This window comes from Terriglobales bacterium (assembly GCA_035454605.1).
GTDB lineage: Bacteria > Acidobacteriota > Terriglobia > Terriglobales > Acidobacteriaceae > DATMAB01.
Map to the genome: position 1 here is coordinate 1 of DATIGQ010000021.1, position 13,988 is coordinate 13,988.

General features: G+C 65.2%; 14 protein-coding genes. 7 read left to right on the forward strand and 7 right to left on the reverse strand.

Features of this window, described 5'->3' with window-relative positions:
* Positions 1-22: 22 nt before the first annotated feature.
* Positions 23-1,378, reverse strand: a complete 1,356-nt coding sequence (gene trmFO / locus VLE48_01620; protein HSA91683.1) for a methylenetetrahydrofolate--tRNA-(uracil(54)-C(5))-methyltransferase (FADH(2)-oxidizing) TrmFO — start codon at positions 1,376-1,378, stop codon at positions 23-25.
* Between the two features lie 70 nt (positions 1,379-1,448).
* Entirely contained in the window at positions 1,449-3,347 is a 1,899-nt protein-coding gene (gene selB / locus VLE48_01625; GenBank protein ID HSA91684.1) for a selenocysteine-specific translation elongation factor, read from the reverse strand.
* 313 nt (positions 3,348-3,660) lie between these two features.
* Between selB and VLE48_01630 the strand changes: the two genes are divergently transcribed.
* The 5 genes from VLE48_01630 to purF all read left to right on the forward strand — a co-directional run bounded on the left by VLE48_01630 (position 3,661) and on the right by purF (position 8,304).
* Entirely contained in the window at positions 3,661-3,906 is a 246-nt protein-coding gene (locus VLE48_01630) for a GlsB/YeaQ/YmgE family stress response membrane protein (protein HSA91685.1), read from the forward strand.
* 34 nt (positions 3,907-3,940) lie between these two features.
* Positions 3,941-4,168 (forward strand): hypothetical protein, encoded by a 228-nt coding sequence (locus tag VLE48_01635; protein HSA91686.1) that lies wholly within the window; start codon positions 3,941-3,943, stop codon positions 4,166-4,168.
* Positions 4,169-4,206: 38 nt separating this feature from the next.
* On the forward strand, positions 4,207-4,455 hold the full coding sequence (locus tag VLE48_01640) for a GlsB/YeaQ/YmgE family stress response membrane protein (protein ID HSA91687.1): 249 nt from the start codon (positions 4,207-4,209) through the stop codon (positions 4,453-4,455).
* Positions 4,456-4,530: 75 nt separating this feature from the next.
* Positions 4,531-6,837 carry a phosphoribosylformylglycinamidine synthase subunit PurL gene (purL, locus tag VLE48_01645; protein ID HSA91688.1) on the forward strand — a complete coding sequence of 769 codons (2,307 nt, stop codon included), beginning with the start codon at positions 4,531-4,533 and terminating at the stop codon, positions 6,835-6,837.
* A gap of 15 nt (positions 6,838-6,852) precedes the next feature.
* Complete coding sequence (purF, locus tag VLE48_01650; protein ID HSA91689.1) at positions 6,853-8,304, forward strand: amidophosphoribosyltransferase; 1,452 nt, start codon at positions 6,853-6,855, stop codon at positions 8,302-8,304.
* Between the two features lie 7 nt (positions 8,305-8,311).
* On the opposite strand, the gene prmC is transcribed toward purF, so the two are convergent.
* The 3 genes from prmC to VLE48_01665 form a co-directional block, all read right to left on the reverse strand.
* Complete coding sequence (gene prmC, locus VLE48_01655) at positions 8,312-9,151, reverse strand: peptide chain release factor N(5)-glutamine methyltransferase (protein ID HSA91690.1); 840 nt, start codon at positions 9,149-9,151, stop codon at positions 8,312-8,314.
* Positions 9,152-9,213: 62 nt separating this feature from the next.
* Complete coding sequence (prfA, locus tag VLE48_01660) at positions 9,214-10,293, reverse strand: peptide chain release factor 1 (GenBank protein ID HSA91691.1); 1,080 nt, start codon at positions 10,291-10,293, stop codon at positions 9,214-9,216.
* Between the two features lie 137 nt (positions 10,294-10,430).
* Positions 10,431-11,417 (reverse strand): DUF1385 domain-containing protein, encoded by a 987-nt coding sequence (locus tag VLE48_01665; protein ID HSA91692.1) that lies wholly within the window; start codon positions 11,415-11,417, stop codon positions 10,431-10,433.
* Between the two features lie 109 nt (positions 11,418-11,526).
* On the opposite strand from VLE48_01665, the gene VLE48_01670 reads away from it, so the two are divergent.
* Together VLE48_01670 and VLE48_01675 are read left to right on the forward strand one after the other, a co-directional pair.
* Complete coding sequence (locus VLE48_01670) at positions 11,527-11,919, forward strand: hypothetical protein (GenBank protein HSA91693.1); 393 nt, start codon at positions 11,527-11,529, stop codon at positions 11,917-11,919.
* Between the two features lie 55 nt (positions 11,920-11,974).
* Positions 11,975-12,409, forward strand: coding sequence for a hypothetical protein (locus tag VLE48_01675; protein ID HSA91694.1), 435 nt, complete (start codon positions 11,975-11,977; stop codon positions 12,407-12,409).
* A gap of 7 nt (positions 12,410-12,416) precedes the next feature.
* On the opposite strand, the gene VLE48_01680 is transcribed toward VLE48_01675, so the two are convergent.
* Both VLE48_01680 and VLE48_01685 read right to left on the reverse strand, forming a co-directional pair.
* Positions 12,417-13,331, reverse strand: coding sequence for a cation diffusion facilitator family transporter (locus VLE48_01680; GenBank protein ID HSA91695.1), 915 nt, complete (start codon positions 13,329-13,331; stop codon positions 12,417-12,419).
* 60 nt (positions 13,332-13,391) lie between these two features.
* Positions 13,392-13,988: methylated-DNA--[protein]-cysteine S-methyltransferase (locus tag VLE48_01685; protein ID HSA91696.1), on the reverse strand; the 597-nt coding region annotated here is incomplete at its 5' end.

The window sequence follows — 13,988 nt, forward strand, 5'->3', positions numbered from 1 at the left end:
TCTGGTCCGCCGGGATCTGAAGTCAGGAGGCCACTCTGGCGCGGGCACGGGGGAGGATTGCAGTTGTACTTCCCCACCACAGGTCGAAAGCCGTGAGCGCCTGCCGGCACTGGCGGCTATGGCGCTCGCTGCGGTCACGGACTCTCTGTTCGAGTGGCGGCAGCAGGTCGAAGGTGATGTTGGCCGGCTGGAAGTCGCGGGCATCGGCGTGGGTGATGTAATGAACCAGTGAGCCCAGCGCGGTCTCGCGCGGCGCGGGCGGCGGCGCAACGCCGCGAGCAAGCGCTGCGACGTGCAGGCCGGCCAGCAGTCCCGCGGCAATCGATTCCACGTACCCCTCGACGCCGGAAATCTGACCGGCAAAGAAGACGCGCGGATGGGCGCGCAGCGCCAGCGTCTCCGTAAGCAATGCAGGCGCATTGATGTACGTGTTGCGATGGATCTGGCCGTAGCGCAGGAAGCGCGCGTTCTCCAGGCCGGGGATGAGCCGAAGTACCCGAGCCTGTTCGCCGAACTTCAGGTGGTTCTGGAAACCGACCAGGTTGTAGGAATCGGCGCGCAGGTTTTCGCGGCGGAGCTGCACCACGGCGTAGGGCCGGCGTCCGGTGCGCGGATCGCGCAGGCCCACCGGCTTCATGGGTCCGAAGCGCAGCGTTTCGCGGCCGCGACGGGCAATCTCCTCGATGGGCAGGCAGCCTTCGAAGTAGTTGAGCTTCTCCCAGTCGTGGCCGTCCACGGACTGGGCGGCGATCAGCGCGTCATAGAAACGGTCGTACTCGTCGTTGGTGAACGGGCAGTTGATGTAATCGGGCGTGCCCTTGTCGTAGCGCGCCGCGAAGTAGACCCGCGCCATGTCGATGGAGTCGGCCTCCACGATGGGGCTGATGGAATCGTAGAAGGCAAGGTGCGCTGCGCCGGTCAGGCGCGCAATCTCCGGTGAAAGCGCATCGGAGGTGAGCGGGCCGGTGGCGATGATCGAGAGGCCGTCGTCTTCCTCGATGCGCGCGACTTCCTCGCGCCGCAGTCGAATCCGCGGCTCGGCTTCGATGGCGCGGCTGACGTGGGCGGCGAAGGCGGCGCGGTCCACGGCCAGCGCGTGTCCCGCCGGCACGGCCACCGCGCGGGCGCATTCCAGCAGCAGCGACCCGGCGCGGCGCATTTCTTCCTTGAGCAGCCAGGGCGCGGTGTTTTCGCTGTCACTCTTGAGCGAGTTCGAGCAGACCAGCTCGGCGAGGTCGCCGGTCTGATGCGCCGGCGTCGAGCGCACCGGCCGCATTTCGTAGAGCTCGACCTCCAGGCCGCGGCTCGCGCACTGCCAGGCCGCCTCGCAGCCCGCCAGCCCGCCACCGATGATGCGGATTCTCAAAGCCTCAGTCACGATTGATCAAGGGCTACGACCCATCCCTCATTATGCTTTATCGGGATGATCCGCGTTCATCCGTGGCCAATCACAAGATCGCACGCTCGTCGCCCACGCGCCGCGTGACACGCTCACGGTCCAGGTACTCAAGCAGCGGAATCGCGTATTTGCGGCTCACTCCGGCCAGGTCCTTGAAGCGCGCCACGTCGATCTTGGCCGACGTGCTCTTGTACTCCGCGATCCGCCGGCGAAGCTCTGCCAGCGCGGAGGAATGGAAAACGAGGTCGTCCCCCAGCTTGACCAGCACCTTGTCGCGGAGCAGCAAGGTGACGATCTTCTGCGACCTTGTCTTGTCCACGGGCAGTCCGGCCAGCACTTCTTTCAGCGCCGGGACCTTGAGGCCGGCCGTGAGGAAGGCCTGCTCGATGGTGCGGCGTGCGGCGGCCTCCTCGTCACTCAGCACTACGCCGCGCCCGGGCAAGCGTACCTGCTCGCCCAGGACTTCCACTTTGCGCCCCGCGACCAAGGTCGCCAGCGCAGCGTCCAGGATCTCTGGCCGCAGATGCAATTCCTCCCGCAGTTCCTCCTTGCTCATGCCCGGAACCAGCGGGTTCTTGCGGTGAAAGTCCTTGACCCTGTCGACCAACACGCTGTGCAAGGCCTCCAACGCAGGACCGTGGACGAAGACGTCACCGACGCGCAGCATGCGGCGCGCTTGCACTTGCGGCGCCGCCAGGTTCTCCACCGTCTCCCGCGTCCAACCGGTCTCGGCAATCGCCTCGGCCAGCGAAAGCCCGTTGTGACCGCGCCGCGCCACGCGCGCCTTGAATGCGCTTTCGCCGTCTCCGGTTGCGAGGATGGAGAGAAAACCCGGCGTGTAATCTTGTTTGCGTTGCGCTGGCGAGGCGTCCAGCACCGTGCCGCCGCCGATGGTCACTACAGGCGAGAACTGGCGCACGATGAAACGGTCGCCGGGCAGGAGCAGCATGGCATCCTCCAGGCGCAGCTGCGCAAACGCCGTGGAACCGGGGCTGAGCTGCTTGTCGTCATAGAGCATCACTTCGGCAACCGTTTCGGCGGAGTACGCGTGCAGGTGCACGTGGCTGCGATCCCGCAGCGGCCTGGCTTCGGCCAGCAGGGTGAGAGAAACGTCGGCGCGCTCGGTGGAGCGAAGCAGGCTCGGCGGCGCCAGCGTCATGCCGCGGGCGAGCTCTTCCTTGGCCACGCCGGCCAGGTTCAATGCGGTTCGCTCCCCTGCCCGGGCGCGCTCGGCCGGCTGGCCGTGCACTTCGATGCCGCGCACGCGCACGCGTCGCCCAACCGGGTACACCTCGACTTCCTCGTCCTTGCCGATCGAGCCCGCCACCAGCGTGCCCGTCACCACCGTCCCGAAGCCCTTCATCACGAAGACCCGGTCGACAGGCAGCCGGAAAAGGGCCGCGCTTTCTTTCTGCCGGGCTTCGAAAGCCACGCGAGCCAGCGCCTGCTTGAGCTCCGGAATACCCGCGCCCGTCCGCGCGCTCGCCGCGATGATCGGCGCGCGAGCGGCATCGAGGAACGATCCGCGCAGGAAGTCCTCCACCTCCAGGCGCACCACTTCGAGCGTGTCGCGGTCCACCAGGTCGCACTTGGTCAGCACCGTGATGCCGCGCGCGATGTTGAGCAGCCGGCAGATGTCGAAATGCTCGCGCGTCTGCGGCTTGATGCCCTCGTCGGCAGCGATGACGAACAGTACCAGGTCGATGCCACCCACGCCGGCCAGCATGTTGCGCACGAAGCGCTCGTGCCCGGGGACATCCACGAAGCCCAGGCGGAGCGGCGTGCCGTCGGGGCCGGGCAGCTCCATGTGCGCGAACCCCAGGTCGATGGTGATGCCGCGCCGCTTTTCCTCCTCTAAACGGTCGGCATCGATGCCGGTCAGCGCCTTGACCAGCGCGGTCTTCCCGTGGTCGATGTGGCCCGCGGTGCCGACGATGACCGACTTCATCCCTCTAGTGTATCCACAGGAACCGGAACGCGCCGGGCGCAGGCTAAAGGTGGTTTCGAATGCCGAAATTCATCCGAAGTTGTTGGCAAATTGGATGGCTCGACCGTCGTGTGCGCAACCTTCCAGTGCACTTACGGAAGATAACTCTCGCTCCCAGCCGGGCATCTAAGTAGGGGACTACAGAACGCCCGCCCTGATCGAATCATCAGGGCCGCTCAGGCGAGCCGCAAACCAGCGGCTTCCTGAGCCCCTCGACGGGGGAACGCCCCGCGCAGCCGTCTCCCGGAAAAATCTTGCAAGGAAGGAGAAAGCGATGGATGTCCTTTCAATTCTCGTGATTGGCTTGATCGCCGGATGGCTGGCCGGAAAAATCAGTCGGGGGCGCGGCTTCGGGCTGTTGGGTAACCTGATCGTCGGAGTAATCGGTGCCTTGCTGGGAGGCTTTCTGTTCCGCATCGTGGGCTTCGCAGCTTACGGACTGGTCGCCCAATTGCTCATGGCGGTGGTCGGTTCCATGGCGCTGTTGTTCTTGATTGGCCTGGTTCGAAGAACGGCCTAGCAGTGGGCCGCAGACACTCTGTGGAGGTCATGGTATGAGACCCGTCATCCTCATCGGCATTGTGCTCATCGTGCTCGGGGCTGCCGGTTTGATCGCCGGTGAGATCCCCTACAAGACCGAACGAAACACGGTGAGCATGGGCCCGGTGCAGGCAACCGTGCAAGAGGAGAGGAAGATTTCCATTCCTCCGATTTTCGCTGGTCTGACGATGGCTGTTGGTACCGCGCTGGTGGTGGCGGGCAGAAAGAAATCCCAAAGCTGATTGGATAAAGCGCTTAGGAAGAAAGCGAGGTGCACATCATGGAGCATTCATTATTGGGATGGATTCTCATCGGAATCATCGCCGGATGGCTGGCAGGAACCATCACTCGTGGCGGAGGCTTTGGCTTGATTGCCGACCTCTTCCTGGGCCTGATCGGAGCCGTGCTGGGAGGCTGGATTTTCAGCCGCCTGGGCATCGGGTTCGGAGGTTTTATTGGCAGCCTGGCCGCAGCTACGGTAGGAGCGGTGACTCTGGTAGGCGGAGCGCGGCTGGTTGCCAGAGCTTGATCGCAACCGGATGGGCGCAAGGCGCAGGGATGTAGCAAGCTTCGTCTCGCCATGCGAGAATGAAAACGTCCCCTCATGTCCACCGCCGCTGAGCGCCCCGCCATCACTCCGGAGGTCGTGGAAGAGCACGGCCTGACTCCGGAGGAGTATCAGAAGATCATCCGGCTGCTGGGGCGCGAGCCCACACGCACCGAACTGGGCATCTTCAGCGTGATGTGGAGTGAGCACTGCTCCTACAAGTCCTCGAAGGTGCATCTGAAGCGCCTGCCGACCCGGAGTTCGCGCGTCGTGCAGGGCCCGGGCGAGAACGCCGGCATCATCGATATCGGCGACGGCTGGGCCTGCGCCTTCAAGATCGAGTCGCACAACCACCCCTCGTTCATCGAGTCCTTCCAGGGAGCGGCCACCGGCGTGGGCGGCATCCTGCGCGACATCTTCACCATGGGAGCGCGGCCGCTGGCGGTGATGGATTCGCTGCGCTTCGGTCCGATCCGCGCCAGTGCCTCCGGCGATGCGGCCACCGTCCACAAGAACCATTCCTTGCTCGAGGGCGTGGTGGGCGGCATCGCCTCGTATGGCAACTGCTTCGGCGTGCCCAACCTGGGCGGCGAGACGAAATTCGAGTCCTGCTACTCGCAGAACCCGCTGGTGAACGCCTTCGCCCTTGGCCTGGTGAAGCGCGAGGAGATCTTCTACGCGCGCGCTTCGGGCGAGGGGAATCCGGTGATCTACGTCGGCGCCAAGACCGGGCGCGACGGCATCCACGGCGCCACCATGGCCAGCGAAGAATTCAGCGAGGCCAGCGAGCAGAAGCGCCCCAACGTGCAGGTGGGCGATCCGTTCCTGGAAAAGCTGCTGCTCGAGGCCTGCCTCGAAGCCATGCAGACCGGCGCGGTAGTCGGCATCCAGGATATGGGCGCCGCCGGCCTCACCTGCTCCAGTTGCGAGATGGGCGCCCGGGGCGGCGTAGGCATCGAGATCGACCTCGACAAGGTGCCGCAGCGCGAAACCGGCATGAACGCCTACGAGATCATGCTCTCAGAGTCGCAGGAGCGCATGTTGCTGGTGGCGGAGAAGGGCCGCGAAGCGGAAGTGTTCCGCGTGTTTGAGAAGTGGGGCCTGGACGCCGTGACCGTGGGCCGCGTCACTCGGGACGGCACCTTGCGGGTCGTCGAGCACGGGCAGGTCGTCGCCGAGATTCCCAACACCGCGCTCACCGACGAGGCTCCGGTGTATCGCCGTCCGCTGTCGCGGTGGGAAGCGCCCGTCGAGCGCGAGATGCCGGCGCGCATCCGGCTGGGCGTCACCTCTGACCTGACGGGAAACCTCACGAAGCTTCTAGCCTCGCCCAACATTTGCTCCAAGCGCTGGATCCACGAGCAGTACGAATCCATGGTGCGCACCAATACCATCCAGGGACCGGGTGGCGACGCCGGGGTCATCCGCGTGAAAGAGACCGCGCGTGCCCTGGCTATGTCGCTCGACGGCAACGGCCGCTGGTGCTATCTCGACCCGCGCCTGGGCGCCATGCACGCCGTGGCCGAGGCTGCGCGCAACGTGGCCTGCGTCGGCGCTGAGCCCATCGCCGCCACCAATTGCCTGAACTTCGGCAACCCGGAAAAACCGCAGATCATGTGGCAGTTCTCGCAGGTCGTGGACGGTGTGGCCAAGGCCTGCGAGGCCCTGGGCACGCCCATCACCGGCGGGAACGTCAGCTTCTACAACGAGACGCTGGGCGAAGGCATCTACCCCACTCCTGTGGCCGGCGTGGTGGGCATCATGGAGGACGCGGAGAGAATGATGACCATGCACTTCCGCGGCCCTGGCCGCAGCCTGGTGCTCTTGCGCGGCTCCGAACCCGGCGACCTGACCGACGCTCAGGCCGAGTTCGGCTCTTCCGAGTACGCCAGCCAGGTCCTGGGGTCCATGTGGGGCTTTCCTCCGGCGCTAGAACTGTCCCAGGAAGCCGCGCTGCAAAAATGCCTGCTGGAACTGATCCGCGAGGGTCTGCTCGAATCCGCCCACGATTGCTCCGAGGGCGGCCTGGCCGTGGCCGCGGCCGAATCCGGGTTCGTCCAGGAGATCGGCGCCCGGCTGGAATTGGTCTCCGGCGGGCTCCCCGCCGAAGTGCTCTTGTTCGGTGAGGACGCAAGCCGGGTGCTGGTTTCCTGCGACGAAAAGAATGTCCGGCGAATCCAAGAAACAGGGTTAAGATACGGCGTAGCGGCGGACGCGGTCGGGCGCACGCTTCCTGACAAACTGGAGATTCTGGTCGACGGCAAGCCAGTCGTGTCCGCAGCGGTGTCGGAACTGAAGCAAGCGTGGGCGCAGGCGCTGGAGCAGGCCTTGGACGTGTCGGCCATGACGCCGACAACGGTGTAACGAAAGGGAGCGGCAATGAGCCTTCCGTTCGACAAATTCCACGACGAGTGCGGCGTAGTCGGCATCTACGCCCATCCGGAGGCCTCCACGGTGGCTTACCTCGGGCTGCACGCGCTGCAGCACCGGGGGCAAGAGTCGGCGGGCATGGTCAGCTCCGACGGCAACCTCATGCACCCGCACAAGGCCATGGGCCTGGTGGTCGATATCTTCACGCACGAAGTTCTGGCCAAACTTACCGGCACGCTGGCCATCGGGCACACCCGCTACTCCACCGCCGGCGATTCCGCCTTGCGCAATGCCCAACCCATCGTGGTGGACTGCAACAAGGGACTCATCGCGCTGGCGCACAACGGCAACCTGGTGAACGCGCACGACATCCGCTCCCGGTTGGAGAAGGCCGGCTCCATCTTCCAGACCACTTCCGACACGGAAGTCATCGTGCACCTGATCGCCCAATCCCGGGAGCAGACGCTTCCGGAGGCCATCGCCGACGCCCTGCGCCGCGTCGAAGGCGCGTTCTCACTCGTCCTGCTCACTCGCGACCGCCTGTTCGCCGCCCGCGACCCGCACGGCTTCCGCCCGCTTTCCATGGGACGCATCCCGCAGTCGGACGGCCAGCGCGAGGACACCATCGTCTTCGCTTCCGAGACCTGCGCGTTTGACCTGGTGGGCGCCACCCTCGAGCGCGACGTCAAGCCGGGCGAGATCGTCGTGGTCGGGCCCGAGGGCATCTCCTCGCGCTTCTTCGCGCCTGAGCAGCCGCACACCAGTTGCATCTTCGAGCACGTCTATTTCTCGCGGCCGGACAGCAAGGTGTTCGGGCGCCCGGTGAATGAGAGCCGCGAGCAGCTCGGGCGCCAACTGGCCCGCGAGGCGCCGGTCGAGGCCGATATCGTCGTCCCGGTGCCCGATTCCGGCGTTGCCGCCGCCATGGGCTTCTCCGATGAGAGCGGCATCCCTTTCCGCATGGGCCTGATCCGCAACCACTACGTGGGCCGCACGTTCATCGAGCCGGAGCAGTCGGTACGCGACTTCGGCGTGCGCCTGAAGCTGAACCCGGTGCGCAGCGTGCTCAGCGGCAAGCGCGTGGTGCTGATCGACGACTCCATCGTGCGCGGCACCACCAGCCGCAAGATCGTGCGCATGGTGCGCGACGCCGGCGCCCAGGAGGTGCACCTCCGCATCTCCTGCCCGCCCACCATCTCCCCCTGTTTCTACGGCGTGGATACGCCCTCGAAGAAGCAGCTCATCGCCGCCAACAAGTCGGTGGAGGAGATTCGCGAGTACATCGGAGCCGATTCGCTCTCCTACCTCTCGTTCGAGGGTCTCAAGCGCGCCTGCGGCGAGGGCGAAAAGACCACCTACTGCACCGCCTGCTACACCGGCCAATACCCTACGGGCTGGGTGGACGTGCTGCTGGAGGACGTGCAGGCCGCACCATCGATCGAGCCGGCCAAGAAGGGCTGAACGCTCGCTACTTGCGCGCCGCCACGACCCGTGGAATCCCTTGCAGGTCGTTGGTCACACGAATCTCGCTCCAGCCCTCGAGCAACCCGCGCACTGCGTTCTCAATCGAGTAACCGATCTCCACGACCAGCCAGCCGCCCGGCTTCAGCACGCAGCGCGCCTGCGGGATGAGCCGCTCATAGACCTCCAGCCCTTTCTCCCCGGCGAACACGGCCACCTTGGGCTCGAACTCGCGCACTTCGCGCTGCACTTTTTCCGGCTCGCTCTCGCCGACATAAGGCGGGTTGGAGACTACGAAGTCGAATGCGGACTCGACCGGCAAAGAGGCCAGCAGGTCGCTCTGATGGAAAGACGCGCGACCGGCCAGCTCCAGACGCACGGCGTTGGCGCGCGCTACTTCGAGCGCTTCGGCGGAAATGTCGCAGGCGTGGACCTCCGCCTGCGGCAACTCATGCGCCAGTGCCAAGGCGATACAACCCGAGCCGGTGCCAACATCGATGAGGCGCGGCCGCTCGACGCCGCGGGCCAGTTCCAACACGGTCTCGACCACGTGCTCCGTCTCCGGTCGTGGAATGAGCACCGCCGGCGTCACCACAAAGTCCAGCCCCCAGAATTCCTGGTGGCCGGTGATGTACTGCGAAGGCTTGCCGCGAGAGCGCTCGGTGAGCACTTCGTCGTATCGCGCCAGTTCCTCGGTGGTGAGTTCGCGCTCCGGGTGACCGTAGAGATGGGCGCGGTTCGCGCCCAGCACGAACATCAGCAGCACCTCCGCATTCAGGCGCGGCGATCCTACGTCGGCAGCTTCGAGCCGCGCGATGGCCGCGTTGAGGGTTGCTCTCAGTTGCACGAGGGGATTATTTCACCGCCGGGAGGACACGCAATGCCGAGGGCTGTAGTTTGCCAAAAGCATCAGCTCGTCACCGACGCTTCCTGCTTCAGCTTCTCCGCCTGGTAGTGGGTGACGAGCGCGTCGATCATGGGACCGAGCCTGCCGTCGAGCACTTCCGGCAACTGGTGCATGTCGAGTCCGATGCGGTGATCGGTCACCCGGTTCTGGGGGAAATTGTAGGTGCGGATCTTTTCGCTGCGGTCCCCGGTCCCGACCATCGCCCGCCGCTCCTTGGCCAGGGCCTGCTGCTGTTTTTCCAGTTCCATCTCGTAGAGCCGGGAGCGCAGCACGCGCATGGCCTTCTCCCGGTTCTTGATCTGCGACTTCTCGTCCTGCATGGAGACCACGGTGTTGGACGGGATATGCGTCACGCGCACCGCCGAGTAGGTCGTGTTCACCGATTGCCCGCCCGGTCCGGAAGAGCAGAAGGTGTCCACGCGCAGGTCCTTCGGGTCAATTTTGATGTCTACATCTTCCGCTTCCGGAAGCACCGCAGCCGTCACGGCCGAGGTGTGAATGCGGCCCTTCTGTTCGGTCGCCGGGACGCGCTGCACGCGGTGCACCCCGCTCTCGTACTTCAGCCGCGAGTACGCGCCCTTGCCCTCGATCAGCGCAATGACCTCCTTCAGCCCGCCCACGGAAGATTCCGACGAAGACAGCACTTCCACCTTCCAGCCCTGGCTCTCGGCGTAGCGCGTGTACATGCGGAACAGCTCGGCTGCGAACAGCGAGGCCTCGTCGCCACCCGTTCCCGCGCGGATCTCCAGCACCACGTTCTTCTCGTCGTTCGGGTCCTTGGGGACCAGCAGCAGCTTCAGCTCTTCTTCCACGCGGCCTACCCGCGCTTCCAGTTGCGTCAGCTCTTCCTGCGCGTAGGCGCGCATTTCCGGGTCGTGTTCCTCGGCCAGCACCGCCTTGCTCTCCGCGATGCCGCGCTTCAGGTCCTTGTACTCGCGATACTTCTCCACCAGCGGCGCGATCTCGCTGTGCGCCTTGGCGGTCTTCTGGTATCGCGCCGAGTCGGCCATGACTTCCGGCGACGCAAGAGCCTGCGTCAGCTCCTCGTACTTGGTTTCGATTTGTTCCAAACGCTCAAACATGCTCAGTTGCCGGTAGCCAGTGGTCAGTTGTCAGTAATGGCGGCCCCGCGCTCCCACCGGCTCAATTGTAAGCGCAGGCTTGGGTTTCGTTTGTCGGAAAGCGGATAGCAGAGAGCGGAGGGCGCGGGCGGAGCCCGCTAGGCAATCACCATCTCTCCGCCGCGCTGCTGCTCCAGTTCCATGGCGCGGTCCAGCGAGGTGATGGCGCACTCCACCATGCCGTCGTCCGGTGGCTGCGTGGTGATGCGCTGCAGCCACAGCCCGGGGAGGGTCATCAGGGAGAACAGGGACTTACGGTGCCTGGCGGCGTAGCGGATGATCTCGAACGACACCCCGGCGATCAGCGGCAGCAGCGCGATGCGCACCGCAAAGCGCGCCCAGAACGTCTCGACCGGAACCAGCGCGTAAAACAGGATGGCGATCAGCATCACCGTCATCAGGAAGCTGGTGCCGCAGCGCGGATGCCAGGTGGAAAACTTCTGCGCGCGGGCCACCTCCAGCGGTTCCTTGGCCTCGAAGGCGAACACCGTCTTGTGCTCCGCGCCGTGATACTGGAACACCCGGTGGATCTCCGCCCAGCGCGACACGCCCCAGATGAACACCACGAACAGCAGGATGCGGATCAGGCCGTCCACCAGGTTGAACACCAGCGGCTGCTCGAACACCGGCGAGACGCGCTGCAAGCCGGTGGTCGCGGCCAGCGGCACGAACTTGTAAAAGAAGATGAAGAAGCCCAGCGAGAAAAGCACGTTCAGCGCCATCATCCAGCCGCTGATCTCCAGCTTCTTGCCTTCGGCCTGGGGCGTAGCCTCCTCCAGTGCCACGTTGGCGGAGTAGCGGAGGGCGCGGTAGCCCAACGCCATCGCCTGGCCCAGGGTGGCCACGCCCCGCACCAGCGGCCAGCCCATCCAGCGATGCTTCTCCGAGAGTTTTTCCAGGCTCTCGGCATGGGTCGTCACCTCGCCCGAAGGCTTGCGCACCGAGATGGCAAAAGCATGGGGCGTGCGCATCATGACGCCTTCGAGCACAGCCTGGCCGCCCACCAGGGTCTCGTCCCCGCCCTCCAGCGCGGGGAGGAGTTGCGCCATGGCCTGCATGCGCAGGGATTGTCTCAGTAACTTCACGGTTAATTAGATGTTGGGCAGGGGCCTTCCGCTCCATACCAACTCCTTCAGCTTAGCCATCCCAAAAACAAAGTGTCAAACCGGGAAAGCGTGCTAAGGTGGGCCCATCATGTCCCAGGAGTTAACGGATCACATCCGGCGGCTCACTGTGGATCTGAAAAAAGTACAGGACGAGATCAACAGAGCCGCTATCGGAGATCCGGCCGAAGCGGTTCGAACGCTGACGCTGGATCAAATGCTCGACGGGAAGTTGATCGCGGCATTCAAGTCTGCCGTGGACCACACGCGCCTGGTACTTTGGGCCCATTTGGAAGCCGCCGGGAAAAACACGGGATTCACTGCGCAAGACCTTTTGCTGAAGGCCCGCATGGAGCGAGTGACGGAGATGTTGCGGCTGCTGCGTGAGGAGATTCGCACACCGCCCATCGCCGCCACTCCGGAAGCCCGCGCGTTGCTGCAGGAGATCGCCGTAGCTACGGGCGTCACGGGTCGCCAGGCATAGCCTGGCTGTTGGCTGCGGGCGCGCCATGAGCGTGCCTTGTGATAAGGTTCTTGCCATGGCCGAGAGCCTGGCAGACCGCGTCCGTCGTGTCACTGAGGACCTGCGCCAGTTCCATCAGGAGTTGGAGCAGGCGGTGGAGCACAGCGGCCAGGACGGCGAACAGGCTCGCAAGCTGGATGAACTTCTCGACCAGGGCTTGATGGACGACTTCCGCGCCGCGGTCGACCACCTGCGCCACCTCATATGGGCCTATCTGCAGGCCAGCGGCGAGCAGAGCGGCGTCGGCGCCGATCGCATGCTGCAGGTCTCACGCATGCGCCGCGTCACGGAGATGGTCCGCCACCTGCGCGATCAGCTTGACCTGCCGGAACTGCGCGCCTCGCCGGAGGCGCGCACGCTGCTCGAAGAACTGAGCTCGTTCTCGCAGTCCACGGTGGACCGCCACATGGCCCCGGCCGGCGGGGATTCCAAACCACGTCGAGGCCGCTAGCTCGCGGCTAGTGCGTGTGTGCGCGCGTTTCCACCGCAGCCGCGGCGCATCCCTCGACCACTTCGCAGGCCGCGTGCTCGAACTGGATAGTGGTGTGGTGGATGTGGAAGCGCTGGCGCAGCCGCTCGTTCACTGCGCGCAGGATGCGCTCGCTGGCCGAGGGCGGGATATCCGGGATGCGGATGTGGCAGGAAAGCGCGTGGTGCTCCGAGCCCAGGCTCCAGACGTGCAGGTCGTGGACGCCTTCGACCCCTTCGATGGAGCGCAGATCCTGCGCGATGCGATCCAGTTCGATGCCGCGCGGCGCGCCTTCCAGCAATATGTTCAGCGTCTCCCGCAGGATGCCGAACGCGGACCACAGGATCAGGGCGCCGATGCCGAACGACAGCGCCGGGTCGATCCAGTTCTGGCCGGTCGTCAGGATGCCCCAACCGCCCGCCACCACGGCGGCGGTGGAGAGGGTGTCGCCCAATTCGTGCAGCAGCACGCTGCGCAGGTTCACATCGCGGCCGGTGCGGTAGATGGCCAGCGCGATGGTGGCGTTCATCACGATGCCGGCTGCGGCGACCGCGATCATCGGCCGAGCGTGCACTTCGACCGGCGCATACAGCCGATGCGCCGCTTCGTAGAAGAGATAGAACGTCAGGCCGGCGAGTGAGAGCGCGTTGACGAACGCCGCCAGAACGCCCGCGCGCTGGTATCCGTAGGTCTTCGATGAGCTGGGTGGGCGCGCGTGCAGGTACACCGCCACCAGCGAAAGCAGCAGTGCCAGCAGGTCGGAGACGTTGTGACCCGCCTCAGAGATCAGCGCCAGGCTGCGCGCCTGGATGCCCACTACCACGCAGACCACGATGTAGGCCAGCGTGGCCAGCAGGGAAAGCTGAAGGACCCGCGAAGCGCGATCTTCCGCGTGGGCATGCATTAGCGAAAGTCTACCGTAACTACGAACTGCGAACTTCGATTTGTGAGCCGCCAGCCGGCCTTACAGGCGCGCACCTTCGAGGCGCAAGAGCTCTTCCTTTACGTTCAATCCGCCGCCATAGCCGGTGAGCGAACCGTCCGAGCCGATGACGCGGTGACACGGCACAATGATGGCCACAGGGTTGCGGTTGTTGGCCAGGCCCACAGCGCGGAAGGCGCGCGGCTTGCCGACGGCGCGGGCCACGTCGGCGTAGGTGCGCGTGTGCCCATAAGGAATCTCCACGAGCGCCTGCCAGCAGCGCTTCTGGAATTCGGTGCCGCGCAAGTCCAGCGGCAGCGTGAACTCCCTCCGGATGCCGGAAAAATATTCCTCGAGCTGCTTCACGTAGGGCGCGGTCCTCTCCGCCGATTCCTGCCACTCGACCGGGTGCGGAGCGCGGCCGTTGCGCGACGGGTGCGCATCGCCGAACTCGAGAGCGACCAGGCCGCGCTCGGAGACCGCCACCGTGAGCGGGCCGACGGGCGAGCGAAGGTGCGAATAGTAGAAAGTCTCCATGACCATCATTGTCGCCGAAACCGAGCGCCTCCAGTTGTGCTTTCTTGCGTAAGTCATCCTCAGGATGACACCGCGACGTTCCGGGTCGTATCCTGCATCTTC

What these genes read in the sequence shown, in the direction of transcription:
- VLE48_01635 (HSA91686.1), top strand. Translation starts at nt 3,941, where the DNA reads ATGAGACCCGTCATCCTCATCGGCATTGTGCTCATCGTGCTCGGGGCT.
- prfA (HSA91691.1), bottom strand. Translation starts at nt 10,293, where the DNA reads ATGTTTGAGCGTTTGGAACAAATCGAAACCAAGTACGAGGAGCTGACG.
- VLE48_01680 (HSA91695.1), bottom strand. Translation starts at nt 13,331, where the DNA reads ATGCATGCCCACGCGGAAGATCGCGCTTCGCGGGTCCTTCAGCTTTCC.
- VLE48_01675 (HSA91694.1), top strand. Translation starts at nt 11,975, where the DNA reads ATGGCCGAGAGCCTGGCAGACCGCGTCCGTCGTGTCACTGAGGACCTG.
- purF (HSA91689.1), top strand. Translation starts at nt 6,853, where the DNA reads ATGAGCCTTCCGTTCGACAAATTCCACGACGAGTGCGGCGTAGTCGGC.
- purL (HSA91688.1), top strand. Translation starts at nt 4,531, where the DNA reads ATGTCCACCGCCGCTGAGCGCCCCGCCATCACTCCGGAGGTCGTGGAA.
- VLE48_01630 (HSA91685.1), top strand. Translation starts at nt 3,661, where the DNA reads ATGGATGTCCTTTCAATTCTCGTGATTGGCTTGATCGCCGGATGGCTG.
- VLE48_01670 (HSA91693.1), top strand. Translation starts at nt 11,527, where the DNA reads ATGTCCCAGGAGTTAACGGATCACATCCGGCGGCTCACTGTGGATCTG.
- VLE48_01640 (HSA91687.1), top strand. Translation starts at nt 4,207, where the DNA reads ATGGAGCATTCATTATTGGGATGGATTCTCATCGGAATCATCGCCGGA.
- selB (HSA91684.1), bottom strand. Translation starts at nt 3,347, where the DNA reads ATGAAGTCGGTCATCGTCGGCACCGCGGGCCACATCGACCACGGGAAG.